The organism is Nonomuraea dietziae, from assembly GCF_014195505.1.
Taxonomy (GTDB): domain Bacteria; phylum Actinomycetota; class Actinomycetes; order Streptosporangiales; family Streptosporangiaceae; genus Nonomuraea; species Nonomuraea roseola.
This window is the reverse complement of the sequence record NZ_JACIBV010000001.1, coordinates 8,380,752-8,402,392: the sequence shown is the minus strand read 5'-3', so window position 1 is coordinate 8,402,392 and position 21,641 is coordinate 8,380,752. Positions and strand designations below refer to the sequence as shown.

Below are 21,641 nucleotides of genomic sequence, written 5' to 3'. Positions count from 1 at the left end.
GGCGGGGACGACGTTGGCCCTGCTGCGGTTCAGTGGGTAGAGATTACCGCACCCTGCCGGAATGGTGCCCACCAGGTCCACATCGCGAACATTGGCGGGGTTCCGGCATGCGGACTCTCCTGTCCCAACCATCGATATCGCACCATCATTCCCACGCGGCGTCGAGAGCCCGCCGCGCAGGAGCTCGCGGCTAAGGTTGCCGCATGGAACGCGACGGCCTGGAAGCCCTGCTCGACACCGCCGGCATCGACAGCCGCAGGCTGCGCCACGCGCTCATGCTCGTGTGCGACACCCAGTGGTGGACGCTGGCGAACCTGGTCAGGCAGAGCGCCACCTCCAGGCGGTCGATCGAGGCCCTGCTGCGCGAGGTCGAGCTCGAAAGGGACGGCGACCGTTTCCGCGTCCCGCTCGCCCACACCCCCGACTACCAGGATCTCTTCGCCGTCAGCGAGCCGCCCGCCGACCCCGTGGCGCACCTGCTCCCCCACTACGAGCACGTGCTCAAGCGCATGAGGGAGCTCATCGCGAACGCCCCGGCCGCCAGGCAGGCCCTCGACCACGTCTCGGCCACCCCCGAGACCGTGGTGCGCAGGGCGCTGCTGCTGGGCGCCCGCTTCTGGCTGCGCGGGGCGCGGGTGCTGTGCGTGGGCGACCACGACCTGACCTCGCTGGCCCTGCGGCTGACGCATCCCGAGGCCGAGGTCACGGTCGTCGACATCGACGAGCGCATCCTGGCCTACATCGACGCCCAGGATCTCGGCGTCACGACCCGCTGGGCCGACCTGCGGCTCGGTCTGCCCTCCTCGGTGCGCGACCACGACCTGGCGATCACCGACCCGCCGTACACGCCCGAGGGGGTGGGCCTGTTCACCGCGCGCGCCGTCGAGGGGCTGAAGGACGAAGGCCGCGTGCTGCTGGCCTACGGCGCCAGCGAGCGCACGCCCATGCTCGCGCTCAAGGTGCAGAACGCGCTCTCCGACCTCAACCTCGCCCACGAGGCCGTCTATCCCGACTTCAACCGCTACTTCGGCGCGGAGGCCATCGGCTCGGCCGCCGATCTCTACATTCTGCGTCCCACCAGCAAGACCAGGCCGGCCGTCGCCGCCCGCGTCGAGCGCTACAGCACCGCGATCTACACCCACGGCCCCCAGTCGATCGAGTCGGGCGCCGTCGCGAGCCCTGACCGGCCCGCCGCCTTCGACGCCGACCTGCTGGTGGGAGACTGGCCCAAGGAGCTCACCCAGCCGCGCGTCAAGCTGACCACCTGGCTGGCCAAGCCGCACGCCACCGCCCCCTCCAAGGTGGCCATCGCGGTGCCCGCGGGCCTGGAGGCCGCGCTCCCGCGGCTGCTGCTGGCCACCCGCGCCGCCCACGTGCGCGTCCACCTCGCGGCCCCGCCGCGAGCGCTGCCGCCGCTGTCCGCGGTCTACGAGCTCGCCGCCGACGGCGCCGTCCTCGACGCGGTACGGCTGCCGCCGCCCGCCGACGAGGAGGGCAGGGTGCTGCGCCGCATCCTCGACAACGGGCACGGCAAGCTGGCCAACACCTGGAGGGAGGGGCTGATCGCGGTGGCGCAGAGCCGAGGGGTCGCGCTGACCAAGAACGACGCGCGCGCCCTCATCCGCCAGGCCGCCCCCTGGGCCGAGACGGGCACCGTCCTGGAGATGCCGCTGCACCGCCTGGAGTCGCTGGCCTCCGAGGTCGCCGGAACCGTCGCGGCCCTCCCCCGCTGACCGGCCTCGCCGCGCCGCGAGCGCTCGGGTCAGGTGGCGGCGATCACGCGGGAGGAGACGACCGCGCGGCCGAGCCCGTCGAGGGCGATCTGCGGGTAGGCCAGATCGGGGGTGCCATTACCAACGGGGCCCACCCAGCTCACCGTCACGAAGTGGCCGAGCGCCCTGGCCTGCGCCCTGCTGCGGGCGGCGTCGAAGGCGCCCGCCTGCCGTACGAAACCGGCTGTGCCGAGCTGCGCGACCAGGGCGTCGGCCGCGCGCCCGTCGGCGAGGTTGAAGATGACGAACTGCCCCGCCACGGTCTTGTCGGCGCTGCTGTAGGAGGCGCTCATGGCCTGCGTGCATCCGGCGGCCTCGACGCCCCACACCGCCTCCGCGCAGTCGGCCAGCACGGCCGTGGAGTCGCGCCTCATCGTGACGCCGCCCGCCACGAGCTGGACGGTCGAGGGCCCGAAGACCTCGGCCTCGGTGAGCGGGCGCGGGTCGAGCGCGCTGGTGTCGATGACCGCGTACTGGGCCGAGGTCGGCTCTCCCGCGAAGACCGCCGCCCTGGGCCCGCCCTCGCGGGTGAAGACGAAGACCGCGACTGCCGCGACCGCCACGAGGGCGGCCAGGAGAGGGATGAGAACGCGCCTGGGCATGGTGACCTAGCCTACGAGGTGCCGGTGAGCGCCACTACCCGCTTGTAGAGAGGCTTCTCCGCCGCTCTGACGGCCAGCGCCAGGTTGCTGAAGTCGTCGCCCGCCCCTGGCTCCGCGCCGTCGGTGCGCGAGAGCCAGACCAGCGCGACGTAGTGGCCGAGCGCGTAGGCTCCGCCCTCGGTGTAGGCCTCGGGAGGGAAGGCGGTGACGGGTCGCACCCATCCGCCCCTGTGCAGCGATTTCAGCGACTCGACCAGCTCTCCCGCCACCTTGCTGTCGCTGAGGTTGAGCAGCGTGAACTGGGCCTGGTAGCGGCCGTCGGCGCTGGTGTAGCCGGCCCGCGCGGCCTGGGTGCAGCCCGCCTCGCTCACCTGCCTGACGAGCTTGTCGCCCCAGAGCGCGGACGCGCAGTCGGTGTCGATCGTCTTCTCGGTGAGCTTGAGGGTGAGCTTGCGCTGGCCCACGAGCGTCCTGTGGGCGAACAGCTCCTTCTCGGTGAACGGCTTGCCGTCCTTGGCCCTGTCGGCGATGGGCTCGAACACCTTGGGCGAGGGCCAGCCCTCGAACTTCTCAGGGCGCAGGTCGCCGATCACGGGGGAGGCGCCCCGCAGGTCCGGGTCGGGCGCGTCGGTGCCTAGAGCCGACACGACGGCGGTCAGCGTCACCGCGGCGATGAGCACGGCCGCCACCGAAGCGATGATCACGAGCAGGCGCTGCTGCGCGGGCTTGAGCCCCCAGTCGGTGAGGATGGGCAGGTTCCAGTCGGGCGGTGGGGTCCGCCTCCGCTTGCGCGTGCTGCCCCTGGTCACGGTCATAGCCCGCTGGCTCCGCCGATCAGGTTGCCCAGGCCGAAGGTCAGGCCCGCGGCCACCACGCCGACCACCAGCTGGCGCAGTCCGGAGAACCACCAGCTGCGCGCGGTGACGGTGGAGACCAGCGCGCCCGCGCCGAACAGGGCCAGGCAGGACAGCACCGCCGACAGCCACAGGCTGGTGACGCCGAACAGGTACGGCAGCAGCGGCAGGACCGCACCCACGCTGAAGGACAGGAACGACGACACCGCGGCGATCTTGGGCGAGGGCAGGTCGCCTGGCGTGACGCCGAGCTCAGCCCGCGCGTGCACCTCGAGCGCCTGGTCGGGATCGCGGGAGATCTGCCTGGCCACCTCGGCGGCCAGGTCGGGATCGACGCCCCTGTCGATGTAGACCTGGGCGAGCTCGTCCTGCTCGTCCTCGGGGTGGCGCAGGATCTCCCGCCGCTCGACGGCGATCTCGGCCAGCGCCAGCTCCCGCTGGCTGGCCACCGAGACGTACTCGCCTCCGGCCATGGAGAACGCGCCCGCGGCGAGCCCCGCGATGCCGGCGAGCGCGATCACCCTGGTGTTGTCGGTGCCGCCGGCGACACCGGCGATGAGCGCGAAGTTGGACACCAGCCCGTCCATCGCCCCGAACACGGACGGCCGCAGCCATCCGCCGTTGACGTCACGATGCTGGTGGTGGTGCTCCGCGCGCCCACTCATCAGGACTTCTTCTCCTCCGAGACGGCCTTCGCCCTGTCGTCCTCCGCCCCGTCCTCGTCCGCCCCTTCGGGGGAGCTGTCCGCGTCGAAGGGCGCAGCTTCCCCGGAGGTCTCCGTCCTGCCGGAAGGCTCTACGTTGCCGGAAGGCTCTGCGTTGCCGGAAGGCTCTGCGTTGCCGGAAGGCTCTGCGTTGCCGTGACTGTCCGTCTCCTCAGAAGAACGTGTCTCGTCGGCGGGCTCTTCCCCCGCGACGGTGGCGCTCGCCGCGGAGTCGTCTGGAGTCTGCTCCGAGGGCGCGACGACGATCTCCTCGGTGTCCTTGTTCCTGGTCACCCAGAGATAGACCAGCGCCCCGACGAACAGCGCGATCGCGGTCCACTGGTTGATGCGCAGCCCGAGGAAGTGGACCGCGTGGTCCACGCCGCCGACGGGATCGACCCTGAGCCCCTCGATCCAGAACCTGCCCACGGTGTAGCCCGCCACGTAGAGCGCGAACAGGCGTCCGTGGCGCAGGGTGAAGCGCCTGCCCGCCCAGATCAGGGCGAAGCCGAGCGCGACGTTCCACAGCGACTCGTACAGGAACGTCGGGTGGTAGAGGCCGGTGTAGCCCTCGATGGTGCCCGCCCTGCCCGGCTCGATCTCCAGCCCCCACGGCAGCGTCGTGGGGCCGCCGAACAGCTCCTGGTTGAAGTAGTTGCCCCATCTGCCGATGGCCTGCGCGAAGGCGATGCCCGGCGCGACGGTGTCGGCCACCGCGCCGAGCGACAGCCCCCTCTTGCGGCACGACAGCCACACCCCGACGCCGCCGAGCGCCACCGCGCCCCAGATGCCCAGCCCGCCGTTCCAGATGAACAGCGCCTCGTACGGCTTGTTGGGAGCGTCGGGACCGAAGTAGAGCTGCCAGTCGGTGATGACGTGGTAGAGGCGTCCACCGATCAGGCCGAAGATCACCGCGGGAACCGCGATGTCGACCATCGTGCCTGGCGTCCCACCGCGGGCGCGCCAGCGGCGCTCGCTGAGCCAGACCGCGACGATGACGCCCAGGACGATGCACAGCGCGTAGGCCCTCAGCGGGATCGGGCCGAGGTACCAGACCCCCTGGGAGGGGCTGGGAATCGAGGCAAGGGGCATGTCAGTGGAGAGTAGCGGACGGGCGGCTACTTGGCGGCATCGAGAACGGTCTGGCGCAGCCGCGACGGCGTGAAGGTGACGTCCTGGTCCATGTCCTTGCCGTTGAGCTTGACCGTCGGTGTGCCGTCCAGCTTGGCGGCCTTCATGACCTGGTCGCTGTTGGCGAGGTGGCCCTGGGCGTTCTTCTGCGAGGTGACGCAGGTGGCGAAGTCGGGGGCGGTGACGCCCGCCTCCTTGCCGAGCGCGATCAGCTGATCGGTGGTGAAGCCCTCGAGGTGCTCCTCGGGCTGGGTGGCGAAGAGCTTGTCGTGGAAGGCCATCCACTGCTTGCCGTCGGTGATGCAGCGGGCCGCGGCGGCCGCGCGGGTGGAGTTGGCGCGGGTGATGCCGTTGTTCATCTGCTGCGGGAAGATCGTGACGGGGTGGAAGACGACCTTGGCCTTGCCCTCGGCCGCGAGGTTCTTGAACGTCGCGCCGCTGGTCTCCTCGAGCTGCTTACAGGCCGGGCACTGGAAGTCCTCGTAGATGTCGATGACAGGGGCCTCGACCCCCGCGTTGCCCATCGCCGCCGAGCCGTCGCCCTGGATGGTGACGGGCGCGAGCCCCTGCGCCGTCTCCTCGGGCTTGCTCTGGTTGGCGGCGAACAGCCAGCCCGCGCCGATCGCGGCGAGGGCGACGACGCCGACCGTGGCGTAGGTGACCACGCGCTTGCGCTGTTCCTGCTTCTTCTCCGCCTCGCGCTGCGACTTGATCCTGTCGCGCACGGACTGCCCCCGCTGGGCCTTACTCATTGTCGTCCCCCTCGATCTCTGTGTCCCCGCGTCCGCCGCTCAGTCCCAGGGCGGCATCGAGAGCGAAGCGCCCCGGCGGGAAGCGGACGGTCCAGGCGGCCAGCAGCACCAGGCCGAAGTCGCGGACGATGTCGAGCAGGTAGCTCGGCTCCTCCCACGCCTCCAGTTGCCCGCCGCCGCCGAAGCAGCCGCAGTCGATGCGCAGCCCGCGCGCCCACGCCCAGGCGATGCCGAAGACGAAGGCCAGCATGAGCAGCCCGCCCACCACAGCGGCCACCCTGGTGAGCAGCCCGACCACCAGCAGGACGCCGACGACGACCTCCAGGATGGGCAGGCCGTAGCCGACGGTCGTGGCCAGCGAGTCGGGCAGCAACCGGTACGCCCTGACCGCCATGACCGACTGCTGGATGCTGCCGATCTTCAGCCCACCGGCCACGATCAGCACTGCGCCCAGGATCAGCCGGGCGACGGTCGTCACCCAGGGTATCGCCACACTGGCTACGCGTGGCGGCAGCAACGCGGTCAACGGCTACTCCTCTGTCGTCGCGATTGGCATGCGCACAGTACTGGAGTCATCTGATCACGCGCCGAATAAGAATCAACTAAGGCCGGCAGATGCCAGGCCGCCGTGTTGCTGCGCGCGGAACTCGCTCGGAGGCAGCCCCGCCCTGCGGGTGAAGATCCTGGTGAAATAGGCGGGATCGTCGTAGCCGACGCGCCTGGCGATCGAGGCGATCGAAAGCTCGGAGCCTGCCAGCAGGTCCTTGGCCCTGGTGAGCCTGATCGACAGCAGGTAGTCCTTCGGGCTGCAGCCGGCCAGGCGCCGCACGACCACGCGCAGGTCGGCGACGGTCATGCCGAGCCGTCTCGCGTGCTCGGCCACGGAGATCGGCAGGCAGGCGTCCCTTGCCAGGCCCGTCAGCACGGGGTCGCCCGCCGCGTCCTCGTCCACCCGCGCGTGGCGCAGCGCCACCAGCACCTCGTGCACCAGCGCCGATGTCTCGACCTCCAGGTACGGGCTGCCCCTGCGGATGGCCTGGGCGATGCGGCCGATGCCGTGGGCCGCGGGCTCGGCCGTGGTGAGCGGGGTGACCGGCGAGACGGCGTCGACGAAGCCGAGGTCCTGGTAGGCCGTGGCGGCGGGTCCTGTGAAGTCGACGAACCACTCGGTCCAGCCGGTGTCGTCGTGCGGGGCGTAGTGGTGCCTGACCCCCGGCAGCAGCCACAGGACGGAGGGGGCCACGACCTCGACGGGCTCCTCGCCCGCATGGGAGAACCAGCCCTTGCCCTGGGTGACGACGACCGCGACGTGGTGGTCGAGGGCGCGCGGCCCCACGGTGGGCAGCCTGCCCTCCAGGTGGCCCACGCCGAGGCAGACCAGGCCGAGCCGGCGGTGGGCGGGCCCCGGTGTCAGATAGTGCATCCACCGCCTGAAGTCCTCGGCCATCCGCTGCCTTCCGTCCAACATTTCCCCGCCTTTGTCCATGGCCTCTGAGCTGGGAAGTCGGCAAGCTGCTATGCGCGGAATCCTATCTCAAGGGGCAAGATGCAAAATTTCACGATTGATGGGGACGCCTTCCGGCTGGACGGCGAGGAGTTCAGGGTGCTGTCAGGGGCCCTTCACTACTTCCGCGTGCTCCCCGAGCAGTGGAGTCACCGGCTCAGGATGCTCAGGGCCATGGGACTCAACACGGTGGAGACCTACGTGCCCTGGGACCTCCACGAGCCCCGCAAGGGCGAGTTCCAGAGGCTGGAGGAGCTGGCCGCCTTCCTCGACGCCGCCGCGGCCGAGGGGCTGCTGGCCATCGTCAGGCCGGGGCCATACATCTGCGCCGAGTGGGACAACGGAGGGCTGCCCTCCTGGCTGACCGCCGAGCTGGGGCTGCGGGTGCGCACCCGCGACGCCGAGTACCTCTCCCACGTCGAGCGCTTCTTCGACGAGGTCGTCCCGCTGATCGCCGAGCGGCAGGTCACCAAGGGCGGCAACGTCATCATGGTGCAGGTCGAGAACGAGTACGGCTCCTACGGCAGCGACGCGCTCTACCTGCGCCACCTGACCGACGACCTCATCGCGCACGGCATCGAGGTCCCGCTGGCGACCTCCGACGGGGCCGACGACTTCTTCCTCACCGGCGGCGCCGTCCCTGGGGTGCTGGCCACCGTGAACTTCGGCTCCGGGCCCGAGGCGGCCTTCGCCAAGCTGCGCGAGCACCGTCCCGACGGCCCGCTGATGTGCATGGAGTTCTGGTGCGGGTGGTTCGACCACTGGGGCCACGGCCACGTCACCCGCGACGCCGCCGACGCCGCCGACACGCTGGAGCGGATCCTGGCCGCGGGCGCCTCGGTCAACCTGTACATGGCCCACGGCGGCACCAACTTCGGCACCAGCGCGGGCGCCAACAGGGTGGGCGAGCTGGCCGACGGCGAGTACCGCGCCACGACCACCTCCTACGACTACGACGCGCCCATCGACGAGCGTGGGGCGCCGACCGAGAAGTTCTGGCTCTTTCGCGAGGTGCTGTCCCGCTACAACTCCGACATCCCCGACCTTCCTCCGCTGCCCGAGACCCTGCCTGCCACGCGGGTGCCGCTGACCGGCTCCGTAGGGCTGCGCGACGCGCTCGACCAGCTGGCCGGGCCCTCGGTGACCGCCGCCCTGCCGCCCTCGTTCGAGGATCTCGGGCTGACCCACGGCCTGGTGCTCTACCAGGTGGAGGTGCCGGGGCCGCGCAGGCCGTACCGGCTGAGGGTGCGCGGCGTGCACGACCGCGCCCACCTGTACGTGGACGGCGAGCAGGCGGCGGTGCTCGAGCGAGGGGGCGAGGAGCCCGTGCTGGAGGTGGCGGGCCCTGCGCGGCTCGAGGTGCTGGTGGAGTCGATGGGCAGGACGAACTACGGGCCCGCGCTCGGCGAGCGGAAGGGGCTCATGGCTCCGATCATGCACGACCGGCAGTACCTCCACGGCGTGACGGCCAGGCCGGTCCCGCTGCGGGAGCTGCCCGCGCTGCCGTACGGGGAGGGCCTGTCGGCTGCGGCGCCCGCGCTCTTCCGCGGCGAGCTCGCGGTGGAGCGGCCCGCCGACGGCTTCCTCGCGCTGCCCGGCTGGGGCAAGGGGTACGTGTGGGTGAACGGCTTCCTGCTCGGCCGCTACTGGGACAGGGGACCGCAGCGCACGCTGTACGTGCCGTGGCCGCTGCTGCGGGCGGGCGCGAACGAGATCGTGATCCTGGAGCTCGACAGGGTGGGCGAGCCCGCGCTGGAGATCCGTCCCGCCGCCGAGCTGGGCTAGGTCGCGGGTCAGGCCTGGGGGCGCGGGGCCCCCAGGCCTGAGCGGGCGGGTGGGATCAGTGGCAGCTCAGGCGAGCCTCGCCCCAGTCCGCGTGGTCGTTGCCGTTGCCGTCGCCGCCGTCGCCGACCACCAGCTCGACGTGGCGGGCGCCGGTCAGGTCGGCCTTCAGCTGGTGAGCGGCGTCGGCGGCCCTGAGCACCGGGCTCTGCGCGACGGTCCTGCTGTCGGCCTTGACCGTGAACTGCACCGAGCCGCGCGAGGTCTGCACGTCGTCCACGCCGACCCAGGCCGACAGGGCGGTGCATCTGCCGCCGAGGAAGTAGCGGACCGTGGCCGGAGCGTGCGTGCCCAGGCCCTTGGCGAAGGACCTGCCGCCGATGGTGATCGGCCTGCCGTCGCCCTGGCCCTGCTCGCCGTTGGACTGGTCGCGCTCGACGGGGCCCCAGCCGTTGCTCGCGAAGATCCAGTCGATGTCGCCGGCGTAGACGTCGGTGGAGGGCGGCGGCGGCATCGTCCGCACCGACGCGCTGCCCTCCAGGGTCTTGGCGACCCCGCCGGCGGTGTAGGTCAGCTTCGCCGCGATCGGATACGACCGGTAGGCCGCGTCTATCGGAGGCGTCACCTTCCAGGTGGTGGCCAGCCGCTGGCCCGGCGCCACCGACGGCGAGACGCTCTCGCCCTCGAGCTTCCAGCCCTGCGGGACGGTCACCGCGACCCTGACGTCCGTGGCCGCCACGTCCTCCAGGTTGGTGAAGGTCGTGGTCAGGTCGTTGGCGATGCCCGGCTCGAAGACCTCGGCCGAGGGCTGGACCGTCAGCGACGCGCAGGCCGGCTGGCCGGCCGAGGCGCCCAGGTCCTTGACGGAGAAGTTGTCCAGGATGAGGTCGGCGCCGTCGCGCTCGGGCTGCAGCGAGCGCAGTCCGACCCACATGTCGCCGCAGCCGGCCACCAGGCGCTCGGTGAAACGGGTCGTGATGGTCTTCTGCTCGAGCGGGCTCTGCCTGATCTCGACCGACTGCCCGTTCTTGTCGTAGCCGCTGACCCAGGCGTAGGTGCCCGGCAGCGCGGCCTGGTAGTCGAAGGAGACCTCGTAGGCGTGGCCAGGCTCGAAGCGCTGGGTGAACGGGGCGGTCCTGTAGACCAGTCCCTTGCGCTCCTCGTGCGCCTTCAGCGACCACTCGCCGTCGAGCACGTCGTCGACGGCCTTGCCGTTCCAGCCCTTCTGCGTGTAGGGCGCGTGCTTGTTGATCAGGTGGGTGCGGGGGTCGGTGCTGCCTCCCGCGTCGCCCTTGATGAACGGCCCCCAGCCCTGGTCGACGAGTTCGAAGCCCTCGACGGCGCCGGTGGGCTCGATCTCGACCAGCCTGAAGTCGTCGGCCCGCACCGCGCCGTCGCCCTCACCGGCGCGCAGGCGGATCGTGGCATGGCTCTTGGTGGCGGTGAAGGAGAGCTTGACGCGCTGGAAGTAGGTGCCGTGCTTCTCGTCGGCGGCGACGAGGTTCATGGCCGTCGAACGGTCGAAGGCCACCTGCTCGCGCAGCCCCTTCGGCCCGTCGATCTCCAGCACCGTCCTGCGCGACCTGCCGGGCTCGACCTCGATCCAGGCGGAGGCCGTGTAGGACCTGCCGGGCACGAGCTCCTTGAGGTTCTGCTCGATCGAGGCAGGGCTGCCCGCCGCCAGCAGCGCCACCCGCTGGCCCGTGGCGCTCCTGTCGACGGAGACCTGCCCTGTGCTCTCCCACTTGCGCAGGTCGTCGGCGTTGAAGCCGGGATCGACGATGCCGGAGCCCTCGCCCCACTGCGGCCGGTCCCGCTTGGCAGGCTCGCCGGGGAAGAGCACGTACGGCACGCCCGCCTCGGCGTTCAGCGTGACCTTGCCGTTGACGGCCGTGACCTCGCCGGCCTCGACGCGGCCCTGGTCGGTCAGCTTGTGGACGCGCAGCCGGCTCTCGGCCACGTCCCAGGTGGTGGCGCCGCCCGCGGGGTTGTAGTGGTAGTACCTGCCCTGCCACGGCAGCAGGTAGGTGGCGCCGTCCAGCACCTTGCGTCCGCCCACGAACAGCTCGCGCCTGCCGCCTGTGGTCGTGCCGCGCACGCCGCCCGCCAGCCTGATCTCGCCTGGCGCCCACTTCATGATCGGCTGTTGCTGCATGAACTTGGCGGGGAGGTTGTGCTCCCAGATGTTGCGGTAGAAGGCGTGCCAGTCGTTCTCCCCGGTCCAGCCCTCGAACTCCTCGATGCGGGCGTTGCCGAGGATCGGGTCGGGGTTCCAGACGTCCTTCTCCTGGTTGCGGATGAAGCGGATGATCTGGGAGTTGAGCCCCTTGTCGGTGACGCCGCCGTAGCTCTCGTCGGTGGCCCAGTGCGACCACAGGGACGAGCGCTCCAGCTTGGTGGCCCACTCGCTGCTCACCTGCCAGCCCTGCTCGCGCAGCTCGGCGAGCGTCTGGTCGGCTATCCAGCCGTGGGTGTAGTAGACGTCGAGGTAGAGCATGGCGAGGTTGCGGTCGGTCTCCTCGCGCAGCAGCGCGAACCTCTTGGCGAGGTTGCCGCTGGCGAGGTCGTGGCGCTGGTCGATGTAGTACGACTGGTTGAGCCAGTCCCAGCCGCGCGCGTTCTTGTCGACCAGCTTCTCGTCGAAGGTCTTGGCCTCGCCGTACGCCTCGGTGGCGTTGACGTGCACCCCGAAGGTGGCGCCCCAGTCCTTGCCCGCGCGCAGCAGCCTGTTGAGGTCCTTCAGCCCGCCCGCGCGCGTGTTGTAGTTGCCGCCGTAGTCGGGGTGGGCCGAGTCGTGGCCCTCCGACTGGTAGCCCTTGAGCAGCACGAACTGGCCGAGCCCGTCGGTGGCCAGCGAGATGCGCTTGACGTCGTCGAGCGTGCGCAGGAACGGGTGGGTGGCCTGGCTGGCGAAGTTGAAGGGGATGTGGGTGACCACACGGTCCTTGGTCTGGTCGGCGCCGAGGGCCTTGACCCCGATGCCGCGGAAGGCGATCGCGCCGTCCTGCCAGTCCACGAGGCCGTCGCCGTTGGCGTCGGGGGTGATGACGACCTTGGCCCACGGCAGCTCACTGGTGAACGGCGCGCCCTCGCCCCTGTAGGTCCACTGGCCGCTCCACACCCCGACCCTGGTGGTGCCGTCGGGCAGCTTGCGCGCCTGGTGCCAGAAGCGGGCGCCGTCCGCGCCGCTCTGGCCCGACGGCTTGTCGTAGGTGGAGTTCGACTCGATCGAGGCGGCGAGGGCGCCGGTGTTGACGATCGCGTAGGTGGCGCCCACCGGCGCCTGCTCCGCGGGGGTGGCGGAAGTGACCTGCGCGAACCTGTCGGCGGTGCGGGTGCGGTTGCTGTCGAGCTTGGTGAAGGCCGTGGCGGCGCCCTGCTGGTCGCTGCCCACCGAGACCAGGTCGTGGCCGGGGATGTCGATGGTGGCGACCCTGAAGGCCTCGATGTCTCGGACGGCGTCGATCCTGAACGTGGTGACGAGGTCCTCCACGCCGATCGAGGCGTCCAGCTCCACGCCGGGCAGGTCGGCGAAGGTCAGGGTGTAGCGGGCGGTGCGGCCGTCGTTGCCGCCCAGCGCGCTGGTGACGGCGTACGGCCTGCCGTTCAGCGTCACCTGGGTGACGGGGGCCACGCTGCCGCCCATGACCGCCCCGCCTGCGACGTAGCGCAGCACCCTGGGGAAGGCCGGGTCGAGCTCCACCGTGAGCGAGGAGGACGAGACGCTGATCGCGCCGGTGACGGCAGGGGGAGCAGGGGGGTCGGCCAGTGCCGGGCCCGCCGCCGCGAGGGCGGCTAACGCCAGGACAGCGGACAGAGCCAGCGAACGTTTGGGCACGCGGTCCTCCATGGGGGATGGGTGTCACGAAGGGGCGGGCGCGCGTCAGACCTTGACGCTGCCCGCGGCGAGGTCGGCCTTCCAGAAGCGCTGGAGGCCGATGAAGGCGAGGATGACCGGGATGACGGAGACGAACGCGCCGGTGATGACCATGTCGCGGTAGAAGCCGGTGCGCAGGCTGTTCCACTTGACCAGGCCGAGGGTGACGGGCCAGAGCTTCTCGTCGTTCAGCACGATCATCGGCAGGAAGAAGTTGTTCCAGATGGCCACGAACTGGAACAGGAAGAGCGTGACCAGCGCGGGGGCCATCAGACGCACCGCGACGGTGAAGAAGATGCGCAGCTCGCCCGCGCCGTCGAGCCTGCCCGCCTCCAGCAGGTCGGTGGGAACGGCGGCGTCGGCGTACACCCTGGCCAGGTAGACGCCGAAGGGGCTGACCATGCTGGGCAGCAGCACGCCCCACATGGTGTTGAGCAGGCCGAGCTGGGTGAGCAACAGGTAGAGCGGCAGGCCGAGCAGCGGGACGGGGATGAGCACCGCGAACATGATGACCGCGAACACCGCTCCCCTGCCCCTGAAGGGGTACTTCGACAGGGCGTAGCCGGCCATCGCCGACACCACCGTCGCGCCCACCGCGCCGCCGACGGAGTAGATGACGGTGTTTATCAGCCAGCGCGGGTAGACCCCGCCGTCCTGCTCCATCAGACGGCCGACGTTGGTTCCGAGGTTGATCTCCCCGAACCACAGCGCGGGGGTGTCGAACAGGTCACCGCCCGACTTGGTGGCCGAGACCAGCAGCCACCACACGGGAAGCAGGACGTACACCGCGACCACGAACATGAACGCGGTGGTCAGCGTGCGGGAGCGCAGGGTGGGCTTCATGGGTTCACTCCCCGGGCGGTCAGCCAGGCCGACAGGCGGATGAAGAGGTAGGACAGCCCCGCCGCGAACACCGCCAGCATGAGCGCGATCGCCGTGCCCTGGCCGTAGTCGTTGTTGTCGAGCGCCACCTGCAGCGAGCGCATCAGCGGGGTGTAGTCCTTGCCGACGGCGGGGGTGATCCTGCTCAGCACCATCGGCTCGTTGAACAGCTGCAGGGTGCCGATGATGGAGAAGACGCCGGTCAGCACGAGGGAGGGCCGCACCAGCGGCACCTTGACGTACCAGGCGGTCTTCCAGCCGCCCGCGCCGTCGAGCTCGGCGGCCTCGTACAGCGAGGTCGGGATCGACTGCAGGGCCGCGTAGATGACCAGCATGTTGAAGCCGACCCAGGTCCAGGTGACGATGTTGGCCATCGACCACAGCACGACGCTGTCGGACAGGAAGTCGAAGGGCACCAGGTCGGCCAGCGGGGAGATCCGCGGGGTGTAGAGGAAGGACCACACGATCGCCGCGATCACGCCGGGCACCGCGTAGGGCAGGAAGTAGGTCAGCCTGAACACGCGCTTGAACCTGGCCGAGGCGCTGTCGAGCAGCAGGGCGAGCACCAGCGCGAGGCCCAGCATGATCGGCACCTGAACGAGCCCGAACAGCAGCAGCCTGCCGATGCCGTTCATGAAGGAGCCGTCGGCGAAGACCGCGGTGAAGTTGTCCAGCCCGGCGAAGACCCTCTCCGGCGTGCCGAAGCCAAGCCCCGAGCGCTTGACCTGGTAGAAGCTCTCGTTCACCGCGTAGGCGATCGGCACCAGGAAGAACACGACGAACAGCACGGCGAACGGCGCGAGGAAGATCCCCGCCGCCCTGTTGCCGGTCGGCCCGCGCCGTCGTGGTGGCGGCGCGGTACGCCGCTGTTCGGCTTCGAGCTGGATTGTTGCCATTGGTCTGAAACCCTCCACATCGCCGCCCGCTGGAGGGCCGCGACGGTCACGCGTTCGGAGATCGGGATCGCCTGTGCCGGAGGGCTCCCGGCGCCCGTGGACGCCGGAGCCCCTCCTGGCAGGCGTCAGGGGGCGACGGTGAGGCCCTTGTCCTTCAGCGAGGCCACGGCCTTCTCCTGGATGGTCGCCATCGCCTCGGCCAGCGTGCCGCCCTTGCCGTTGGCCGCCTTGCCGAAGGCCTCACCGAAGACGGAGTTGACCGCGGGCATCGTCGGGCCCCAGCTGAAGTCGGGGCTGACGTTCTTGCTCGCCTCCGCGAAGACCTGGAAGACCTTCTGGTCACCGTAGAAGGGACGCGCGCCGCTCATGTTGGGCAGCGAACCGCCGTCGACCGTGACGGGGAACAGCCCGCCCTTGTCGATCAGGTCGTTGAAGGCGGTGGCGTCGGTGGACAGCCAGGCGGCGAAGTCGACCGCCTCCTTGGGGTTCGCGCAGCCCTTGAGCACGGCGTTGGGCGAGCCGCCCACGTTGCCGACGGAGGGGCTGGCGACGTCCCACACCGGCATCGGGGCCACGGCCCACTTGCCGCTGGTCTTGGAGATGGAGTCCTCCAGGACCTTGGTCATCCAGACCGCGCCGACGAACGTGGCGCTCTTCCCGTCGGTGTAGTTCTTCCACAGCCCGTCGGACCAGCCCGGCATGACGTCGACGAGCTTCTTGTCGATCAGGCCCTGCCAGTAGTTCGCGACCTTGACCGTGGCCTCGTCGTTCATCCTGACCTGCCAGGCGTCGCCGCTGATGCCGAACCACCTGGCCCCCGCCTGCTGGGCGAAGCCCGCGAAGCCGTACATGTCGTCGGGGGTGAAGGTGGTGATGGAGACCTCGGGGTCGGCCTTGCGCAGCTTCTCGGCCGCGGCGGCGTACTCGTCCCAGGTCTTGGGCACCTCGATGCCGTGCTTGTCGAAGATGTCCTTGCGGTAGAACATGCCCATGGGTCCCGAGTCGACGGGGATGCCGAACTGCTTGCCGCCGAAGGTGACCGTGTTCAGCGTCCACGGCTGGAACCTGGTGTTGTACGGCTGCGCGTGCGCGGTGATGTCCTCCAGCGCACCCTCGACCAGGAAGCTGGGCAGCGTCTCGGCGCCCACCTGGGCCAGGCACGGCGCGTTGCCGGCCTTGACCGCGGCCAGCATGCGCTGGTACCCGCCCTGCGAGCCTGGCTGCGTCTGGGTGAACTTCACCTGCACGCCGGGGTGGGAGGCGTTCCACGCCTTGGCGGCGTCCTCGTATCCGGGCGCCCATCCCCACCACTCGATCGTGACGGGTCCACCCGCGGCCGCGCTCGAGGCGGGGGCGGAGGGCGCCGCCGAGCTCTGGGAACCGGGCTGGCCGCCGCACGCGGCCACCAGCGACACGCAGACCATCGCCCCTGTGGCGCCGAGGATCGTCCTTGACTTACCCATCGTCTTTCCCTCCAGGCCACGCGGGCGCACAGCCCGCGTCCAATGCCCGTTACCTTGGCCCCCGCGCCTGGGCGGGAGCCATGGACAAACGATGGGCAGCCCTTGCACTTACGTGCTCACAGGGGCCAGAAAGCGCACAGAAACAGAAATGCGGCTGTCTTGTTATGACAGCCGCATTCCGGACGTGATGTGCGTTGGCGCGAAGGGCGCGGGGTCTACCTGGAGGCGACGCCCGCCCTCAGCTCGGCGGCCAGCTCGCGGACCGCTGACAGGCCGCCGGCGGAGTCGGGCGCGTCGAGCAGGCGGCGGATGAACGCCGAGCCCACGATGACGCCGTCGGCGTAGCCGGCGACCTCGGCCGCCTGCTTGCCGGTGCCGACGCCGAGCCCCACGCAGACGGGCAGCGAGGTGTGCGCCTTGGTGCGGGCCACGAGATCCTCCGCCGCCACGTTCACGCTCTCCCTGGCGCCTGTGACGCCCATCAGGGAGGCCGCGTAGACGAAGCCCGTGCAGCACTCGACCACGGCCTTGATGCGCTCCTCGGTGGAGCTGGGCGCCACCAGGAAGACCGTGTCGATGCCGGCGGAGGCGGAGGCCTCACGCCACTGCCCGGACTCCTCGGGCGTCAGGTCGGGCGTGATGGTGCCCACGCCGCCCGCGTTGGCCAGGTCGCGGGCGAACCGCTCGACGCCGTAGCGGTCGATGGGGTTCCAGTACGTCATGACCAGCGTCGCGGCGCCGGTCTTGGCCACGCCCTCGACGGTGCGCATGACGTCGGCGATGCGGGTGCCGTTCAGCAGCGACCTGTGCACCGCGTCCTGGATGGTCGGGCCGTCCATGAGCGGGTCGGAGTACGGCAGGCCGATCTCGATGACGTCGCAGCCCGCCTCGACCATGGCGGCGGCGGCCTCGACCGCGCCCTGCTTGGTGGGGAAGCCGGCGGGCAGGTAGCCCACGAGCGCGGCCCTGTTGTCGGCCTTGGCCTTGGCGAACACCGTCTGAAGAGTCGTCATCTCACAGCCCAAAGTAGGTCATGGCGGTGCCCATGTCCTTGTCACCGCGGCCGGACAGGTTGACCAGGATCGTGGCGTCGGAGCCGAGCTCCTGACCCAGCTTGATCGCGCCGGCCAGCGCGTGCGAGGACTCGATCGCGGGGATGATGCCCTCGCTCCTGGCCAGCAGGGCGAAGGCGTCCATGGCCTCGGCGTCGGTGACGCCGTGGTAGACCGCTCGGCCGGTGTCCTTGAGCCAGGCGTGCTCGGGGCCGACGCCCGGGTAGTCGAGACCCGCCGAGATCGAGTGCGACTCGATGGTCTGACCCTCGTCGTCCTGCAGCACGTAGGTGCGCGAGCCGTGCAGCACGCCGACGGAGCCCGCGGTGAGCGTCAGGGCGTGTTCGCCGGTCTCCAGGCCCCTGCCCGCGGCCTCGTAGCCGTGCAGGACCACGTCGTGGTCGTCGAGGAAGGCGTGGAAGATGCCGATCGCGTTGCTGCCGCCGCCGACCGCCGCGCAGATGGCGTCGGGCAGCTTGCCGGTCAGCTCCAGCATCTGGCGGCGGGCCTCGACGCCGATGATGCGGGCGAAGTCGCGGACGATCTCGGGGAACGGGTGCGGTCCCGCGATCGTGCCGAACAGGTAGTGCGTGGTGTCGACGTTGGTCACCCAGTCGCGGAAGGCCTCGTTGATGGCGTCCTTGAGCGTCTGGCTGCCGTTGGTGACGGGCACGACCGTGGCGCCGAGCAGCTTCATCCGCGCGACGTTGAGCGCCTGGCGCTCGCAGTCGACGGCGCCCATGTAGATGACGCACTCGAGACCCATGAGGGCGGCGGCGGTGGCCGTGGCCACGCCGTGCTGGCCCGCGCCGGTCTCGGCGATGACCCTGCTCTTGCCGAGGCGCTTGGTGAGCAGCGCCTGGCCGAGCACATTGTTGATCTTGTGTGCGCCCGTGTGGGTGAGGTCCTCGCGCTTGAGGATGATCCTGGCCCCGCCCGCGTGCTCGGCGAAGCGCGGCACCTCGGTCAGCGTGGTCGGCCTGCCCGCGTAGGTGCGCAGCAGGTGGTCGAGCTCGGCGACGAAGGCGGGGTCGGTCTTGGCCTCGTTGTAGACGGAGGACACCTCGTCGAGGGCGGGGATCAGCGCCTCGGGGACGAACCTGCCGCCGAAGATGCCGAACTTGCCGCCACTGTCGGGGTCGTCGCCGCGGGCTCCGTTGCCAGCCAGGTCGGCGGCGGTGAGGACAGTCATCTCATCCCTCAGATCCATGGTCGGGTCGAGTGGCGGGGTGAGCGCCCGCGGTCACGAGGGCCTCCACCGCCTTGCGCGGGTCCTTGCCTGTCACCAGGCTCTCACCGACCAGGACGGCGTCGGCCCCGGCCCGGGCGTACGCTAGCAGGTCGTGCGGGCCTCTCACCCCGGATTCGGCGATCTTGATGATGCCATCGGGGATCTTGGGCGCGAGCTTTGCGAAGACGTCGCGGTCCACCTCGAGCGTCTTGAGGTTGCGCGCGTTGATGCCGATGATGCGGGCGCCCGCGGCGACGGCGCGCTCGAGCTCCTCCTCGGTGTGGATCTCGACCAGCGGGGTCAGCCCGATCGACTCGGCCCGCTCGATGAGCGAGACCAGTGCGGGCTGCTCCAGCGAGACCACCATCAGCAGGGCCAGGTCGGCGCCGTGCGCCCGCGCCTCCCACAGCTGGTAGGAGGTGACGATGAAGTCCTTGCGCAGGATCGGGATGTCGACCCTGGCGCGAACCGCGGCGAGGTCGTCGAGGCTGCCGCCGAAGCGGCGCCGCTCGGTCAGCACGCTGATGACGTGCGCGCCGCCCTCCTCGTAGTCGGCGGCCAGGGCCGCGGGGTCGGCGATGGCGGCCAGCGCGCCCTTGGACGGGCTCGACCGCTTGACCTCGGCGATCACCGAGACCTTGTCGCCGCCCAGCGCCGCGTAGGCGTCTCTGGGTGCGGGGGCGCGCCCCGCTCGCTCCTTCAGGTCCTCGAGCGACACGGCCGCCTGCCGAGCGGCAAGGTCTTCTCGCACTCCGGCAAGGATGTCGTCGAGAACGGTTCCGCTCAGGCTCCGCTCGTTCACGCGATCAAGGTCCCTCCGGTCGACAGTGCTGGGGGCGACAGGGAGTTCGCGTCGGCGTTCGCTCACCCGTCTTGTCTTGCGATGGTATCGGCCGCTCCGAGGTCGCCTAGCCACAGCCCCCCTGCTACGGAGCCAGGAAGGCCCCTGCGGGAAGGTTGCGCACGACCCAGAACAGCAGCACGAGCGCCATGAGCGCCCACAGGTGAAGCGGTTTCGGCGGGCTCGGCCGCCAGGCCCGCCCGCTCCACGCCGCGGCCAGCCACCTGGCCCACACGTACGCCACGACGGGCGCCACGAGCACCAGCAGCGCGTTGAGCCCGAACGCGGCGGCCGGGTCGAGATGGGCCAGGGCGTGCGTGGCCCTCAGCGCCCCGCAGCCGGGGCAGAGCAGACCGGTCAGGGCGTAGAAGGGGCAGGTCGGGTAGTGCCCTGGCTCGTTCGGGTCGACCACGCCCACATACGCGACAGCCGCCCCCGCCGCCAGGGCGACGCCCAGCGGTGCGAGGACGGCTCTCAGACGGCTCGACTGCTGCGTGACCACCTGATCCACGATACGCGCCTAGTAGGAACTGCTCACACTCGCCGCCCAGCCGAACAGGCCGATCCAGAGGATCAGGAAGAGCACCCAGCCGGCGAGGCCGACGTAGGACAGGATGAGCCCGGCCAGCGCCATGCCCTTGCCCTCCTCGCCGGTCCGCTTGATCTGGCCCAGCGAGATGTGACCGAGGATCGCGCCCGCGATCGATGCCACACCGCAGGTGATCAGGCCGACGAGACCGCAGATGAGCGCGGCGATCGCCATGCCGTTGGTCTTGCTGGGAGGAGGGCCGCCGTAGCCGCCGCCGTAAGGGTCGTAACCGCCCCCGGGGGGCGGGTAGCCGCCTCCCGGAGGCTGGGCGCCGTACCCGCCCGAGCCGTAACCACCCGCGCCGTAGCCACCCGAGCCCTGACCGGGCGGAGGGCCGTAGCCGCCGGAGCCCTGACCGCCCGAGGGAGGGCCGTAACCGCCTGAACCCTGACCGCCGGCCGGAGGGCCGTAACCACCCCCGGGCGGCTGTTCGCCGTAGCCCCCGCTACCGCCCTGGTTCCCGTAGCTCATACCGACGACTCCTCGTTCATAGCGAATTGCCCGCCGCAGCTTAGCGACTACCCGCCCGCCACGTGGAGAAGCGCCCGTTTTGTGGGCCATTTGTAACCGTGCGGTCAGGCTCTCTGCCTGCCGAGTCCCATCATCTGCATGAGCTTGCCGATCACCGCGCCCATGGCCATCACCGCCAGCCCCGCGCCGAAGCCCACAGGTGAGTCCTGCACGAGCCCCACACCTCCCACCACCGAGCCGATGAAGACGATCGTCACCGCGGTCCACGCGGCAGGGGTGTTGCCGTGGTCGTGCCTGGCTGTCATCAGCGCTCCTCCGTCGGGTCGTCTCCCCTGTCGATCGCCTCCCACAGCGACTTGTCGTCGCGCTGTTCGGCGGCCGATCCTGGGCGATCGTAGCGGCCCGACATGCCCGCCCACCCGGTGGCGCGCGCAACGGCCAGCACTCCGCTGGCGATGAGCAGCGCCCCTCCCGCCGCCGCCAGGTACGGCCACGCGGTGTGCGCGACCGCCGCCACGTCGCCGGTGGCAGCGGCCAGCGGCCGTCGCGCCGCGGCCAGTTCCTCGGCCGTCCCGGCCGACAGGCCCCGCCACGACAGCAGCGCGATCCCCACGCCGCACAGTGCGAGCACCGCGCCGATGACGCGCCGCCAGAGGCCCTTGGTGGCGAAGAGCGCGACCGTCGCCGCCAGCCCGGCCAGCGCCAGCGGCTGCACGGCGGGGGCGAGGTCGCCGCCGGTCAGCTCGACGGGGGCGGCCGCGCCGTACCGTGCCGAGGCCCAGACCCTGCCCGTGGCCAGCAGCGTGAGGCCGGCGCCCGCCACGCACAGCAGGAGCCAGAGGCCGAGCTCGCGCTTCACGACGGCAGGCTCGCGACGGTCAGCTGGTCGGCGTCGAAGCAGGTGCGATCGCCCGTGTGGCAGGCCGCGCCGACCTGGTCGACCTTCAGCAGGATGGTGTCGCCGTCGCAGTCGAGCGCCACCGACTTCACGTGCTGCACGTGGCCTGAGGTGTCGCCCTTCACCCAGTAGGAGGAGCGGCTGCGCGACCAGTAGGTGGCCCTGCCCGTGGTCAGCGTGCGATGCAGCGCCTCGTCGTCCATCCAGGCGAGCATGAGCACCTCGCCGGTGTCGTACTGCTGGACGACGGCGGGCACCAGCCCGTCGGACGTGCGCTTGAGCCGCGAGGCGACCTTCGGGTCGAGGGACATGCGGCCATTCAACCAGCTCTGGGGGTCGCC

Annotated in this window: 21 protein-coding genes; 2 read left to right on the top strand and 19 right to left on the bottom strand. The window is 70.7% G+C overall.

Translation table 11 applies throughout. The annotated features are described in order from the left end of the window. Positions 1-203 precede the first annotated feature (203 nt). On the top strand, positions 204-1,733 hold the full coding sequence (locus FHR33_RS39990) for a bis-aminopropyl spermidine synthase family protein (RefSeq protein WP_246452326.1): 1,530 nt from the start codon (positions 204-206) through the stop codon (positions 1,731-1,733). Between the two features lie 29 nt (positions 1,734-1,762). Here the strand turns inward: FHR33_RS39990 and FHR33_RS39985 are convergent, their stop codons facing one another. The 7 genes from FHR33_RS39985 to FHR33_RS39955 form a co-directional block, all read right to left on the bottom strand. Beyond that, positions 1,763-2,374 carry a hypothetical protein gene (locus FHR33_RS39985; RefSeq protein WP_183659166.1) on the bottom strand — a complete coding sequence of 204 codons (612 nt, stop codon included), beginning with the start codon at positions 2,372-2,374 and terminating at the stop codon, positions 1,763-1,765. A gap of 11 nt (positions 2,375-2,385) precedes the next feature. Beyond that, the gene (locus FHR33_RS39980; RefSeq protein ID WP_183659164.1) at positions 2,386-3,189 is read right to left on the bottom strand and encodes a hypothetical protein; all 804 of its coding nucleotides are present in this window, start codon (positions 3,187-3,189) and stop codon (positions 2,386-2,388) included. Continuing rightward, on the bottom strand, positions 3,186-3,893 hold the full coding sequence (locus FHR33_RS39975; RefSeq protein WP_183659162.1) for a VIT1/CCC1 transporter family protein: 708 nt from the start codon (positions 3,891-3,893) through the stop codon (positions 3,186-3,188). Before FHR33_RS39975 ends, FHR33_RS39980 begins: the two co-directional genes overlap by 4 nt. Next, on the bottom strand, positions 3,893-5,023 hold the full coding sequence (gene lgt / locus FHR33_RS39970; RefSeq protein WP_183659160.1) for a prolipoprotein diacylglyceryl transferase: 1,131 nt from the start codon (positions 5,021-5,023) through the stop codon (positions 3,893-3,895). Before lgt ends, FHR33_RS39975 begins: the two co-directional genes overlap by 1 nt. 26 nt (positions 5,024-5,049) lie before the next feature. After that, the gene (locus FHR33_RS39965; RefSeq protein ID WP_183659158.1) at positions 5,050-5,814 is read right to left on the bottom strand and encodes a DsbA family protein; all 765 of its coding nucleotides are present in this window, start codon (positions 5,812-5,814) and stop codon (positions 5,050-5,052) included. Continuing rightward, positions 5,807-6,292, bottom strand: a complete 486-nt coding sequence (locus FHR33_RS39960; RefSeq protein ID WP_183659156.1) for a MauE/DoxX family redox-associated membrane protein — start codon at positions 6,290-6,292, stop codon at positions 5,807-5,809. Before FHR33_RS39960 ends, FHR33_RS39965 begins: the two co-directional genes overlap by 8 nt. Positions 6,293-6,412: 120 nt before the next feature. After that, positions 6,413-7,282, bottom strand: a complete 870-nt coding sequence (locus tag FHR33_RS39955; protein WP_221241430.1) for a helix-turn-helix transcriptional regulator — start codon at positions 7,280-7,282, stop codon at positions 6,413-6,415. 78 nt (positions 7,283-7,360) lie between these two features. On the opposite strand from FHR33_RS39955, the gene FHR33_RS52165 reads away from it, so the two are divergent. Continuing rightward, positions 7,361-9,103 (top strand): glycoside hydrolase family 35 protein, encoded by a 1,743-nt coding sequence (locus FHR33_RS52165; RefSeq protein ID WP_183659154.1) that lies wholly within the window; start codon positions 7,361-7,363, stop codon positions 9,101-9,103. Between the two features lie 55 nt (positions 9,104-9,158). On the opposite strand, the gene FHR33_RS39945 is transcribed toward FHR33_RS52165, so the two are convergent. From FHR33_RS39945 to hisI, 12 genes are all read right to left on the bottom strand, one after another. After that, positions 9,159-12,938: an endo-alpha-N-acetylgalactosaminidase family protein gene (locus FHR33_RS39945; protein ID WP_221241429.1), complete on the bottom strand. Its 3,780-nt coding sequence runs from the start codon at positions 12,936-12,938 to the stop codon at positions 9,159-9,161. Positions 12,939-12,983: 45 nt separating this feature from the next. Beyond that, positions 12,984-13,820 (bottom strand): carbohydrate ABC transporter permease, encoded by an 837-nt coding sequence (locus FHR33_RS39940; RefSeq protein ID WP_183659150.1) that lies wholly within the window; start codon positions 13,818-13,820, stop codon positions 12,984-12,986. After that, complete coding sequence (locus FHR33_RS39935) at positions 13,817-14,755, bottom strand: carbohydrate ABC transporter permease (RefSeq protein ID WP_183659148.1); 939 nt, start codon at positions 14,753-14,755, stop codon at positions 13,817-13,819. The genes FHR33_RS39940 and FHR33_RS39935 overlap by 4 nt, the downstream gene beginning before the upstream one ends. 125 nt (positions 14,756-14,880) lie before the next feature. Next, a complete protein-coding gene (locus FHR33_RS39930; RefSeq protein ID WP_221241428.1) occupies positions 14,881-16,218 on the bottom strand; it encodes an ABC transporter substrate-binding protein in 1,338 nt (445 codons plus the stop codon). Positions 16,219-16,433: 215 nt separating this feature from the next. Next, entirely contained in the window at positions 16,434-17,231 is a 798-nt protein-coding gene (trpA, locus tag FHR33_RS39925; protein ID WP_183659146.1) for a tryptophan synthase subunit alpha, read from the bottom strand. A 1-nt stretch (position 17,232) separates the two neighbouring features. After that, a complete protein-coding gene (gene trpB / locus FHR33_RS39920) occupies positions 17,233-18,462 on the bottom strand; it encodes a tryptophan synthase subunit beta (RefSeq protein WP_246452325.1) in 1,230 nt (409 codons plus the stop codon). A gap of 1 nt (position 18,463) precedes the next feature. Further along, positions 18,464-19,303, bottom strand: coding sequence for an indole-3-glycerol phosphate synthase TrpC (trpC, locus tag FHR33_RS39915; RefSeq protein ID WP_312895945.1), 840 nt, complete (start codon positions 19,301-19,303; stop codon positions 18,464-18,466). 124 nt (positions 19,304-19,427) lie between these two features. Next, positions 19,428-19,853, bottom strand: a complete 426-nt coding sequence (locus tag FHR33_RS39910) for a DUF2752 domain-containing protein (protein ID WP_312895944.1) — start codon at positions 19,851-19,853, stop codon at positions 19,428-19,430. Positions 19,854-19,862: 9 nt separating this feature from the next. Beyond that, entirely contained in the window at positions 19,863-20,402 is a 540-nt protein-coding gene (locus tag FHR33_RS39905) for a DUF4190 domain-containing protein (RefSeq protein ID WP_183659143.1), read from the bottom strand. Positions 20,403-20,506: 104 nt separating this feature from the next. Beyond that, the gene (locus FHR33_RS39900) at positions 20,507-20,707 is read right to left on the bottom strand and encodes an HGxxPAAW family protein (protein ID WP_183659141.1); all 201 of its coding nucleotides are present in this window, start codon (positions 20,705-20,707) and stop codon (positions 20,507-20,509) included. Continuing rightward, on the bottom strand, positions 20,707-21,261 hold the full coding sequence (locus FHR33_RS39895) for a Trp biosynthesis-associated membrane protein (RefSeq protein ID WP_183659139.1): 555 nt from the start codon (positions 21,259-21,261) through the stop codon (positions 20,707-20,709). The genes FHR33_RS39900 and FHR33_RS39895 overlap by 1 nt, the downstream gene beginning before the upstream one ends. Next, positions 21,258-21,611, bottom strand: coding sequence for a phosphoribosyl-AMP cyclohydrolase (gene hisI / locus FHR33_RS39890; protein WP_183659137.1), 354 nt, complete (start codon positions 21,609-21,611; stop codon positions 21,258-21,260). The genes FHR33_RS39895 and hisI overlap by 4 nt, the downstream gene beginning before the upstream one ends. Positions 21,612-21,641 lie beyond the last annotated feature (30 nt).

Excerpts from the sequence above, each read along its gene's own strand:
- hisI (WP_183659137.1), bottom strand. The coding sequence starts at position 21,611 with ATGTCCCTCGACCCGAAGGTCGCCTCGCGGCTCAAGCGCACGTCCGAC.
- FHR33_RS39900 (WP_183659141.1), bottom strand. The coding sequence starts at position 20,707 with ATGACAGCCAGGCACGACCACGGCAACACCCCTGCCGCGTGGACCGCG.
- FHR33_RS39930 (WP_221241428.1), bottom strand. The coding sequence starts at position 16,218 with ATGGGTAAGTCAAGGACGATCCTCGGCGCCACAGGGGCGATGGTCTGC.
- FHR33_RS39935 (WP_183659148.1), bottom strand. The coding sequence starts at position 14,755 with ATGGCAACAATCCAGCTCGAAGCCGAACAGCGGCGTACCGCGCCGCCA.
- FHR33_RS39975 (WP_183659162.1), bottom strand. The coding sequence starts at position 3,893 with ATGAGTGGGCGCGCGGAGCACCACCACCAGCATCGTGACGTCAACGGC.
- FHR33_RS39940 (WP_183659150.1), bottom strand. The coding sequence starts at position 13,820 with ATGAAGCCCACCCTGCGCTCCCGCACGCTGACCACCGCGTTCATGTTC.
- trpA (WP_183659146.1), bottom strand. The coding sequence starts at position 17,231 with ATGACGACTCTTCAGACGGTGTTCGCCAAGGCCAAGGCCGACAACAGG.
- FHR33_RS52165 (WP_183659154.1), top strand. The coding sequence starts at position 7,361 with ATGCAAAATTTCACGATTGATGGGGACGCCTTCCGGCTGGACGGCGAG.
- FHR33_RS39955 (WP_221241430.1), bottom strand. The coding sequence starts at position 7,282 with ATGTTGGACGGAAGGCAGCGGATGGCCGAGGACTTCAGGCGGTGGATG.
- FHR33_RS39905 (WP_183659143.1), bottom strand. The coding sequence starts at position 20,402 with ATGAGCTACGGGAACCAGGGCGGTAGCGGGGGCTACGGCGAACAGCCG.
- FHR33_RS39965 (WP_183659158.1), bottom strand. The coding sequence starts at position 5,814 with ATGAGTAAGGCCCAGCGGGGGCAGTCCGTGCGCGACAGGATCAAGTCG.
- FHR33_RS39990 (WP_246452326.1), top strand. The coding sequence starts at position 204 with ATGGAACGCGACGGCCTGGAAGCCCTGCTCGACACCGCCGGCATCGAC.
- FHR33_RS39985 (WP_183659166.1), bottom strand. The coding sequence starts at position 2,374 with ATGCCCAGGCGCGTTCTCATCCCTCTCCTGGCCGCCCTCGTGGCGGTC.
- lgt (WP_183659160.1), bottom strand. The coding sequence starts at position 5,023 with ATGCCCCTTGCCTCGATTCCCAGCCCCTCCCAGGGGGTCTGGTACCTC.
- FHR33_RS39980 (WP_183659164.1), bottom strand. The coding sequence starts at position 3,189 with ATGACCGTGACCAGGGGCAGCACGCGCAAGCGGAGGCGGACCCCACCG.
- trpB (WP_246452325.1), bottom strand. The coding sequence starts at position 18,462 with ATGACTGTCCTCACCGCCGCCGACCTGGCTGGCAACGGAGCCCGCGGC.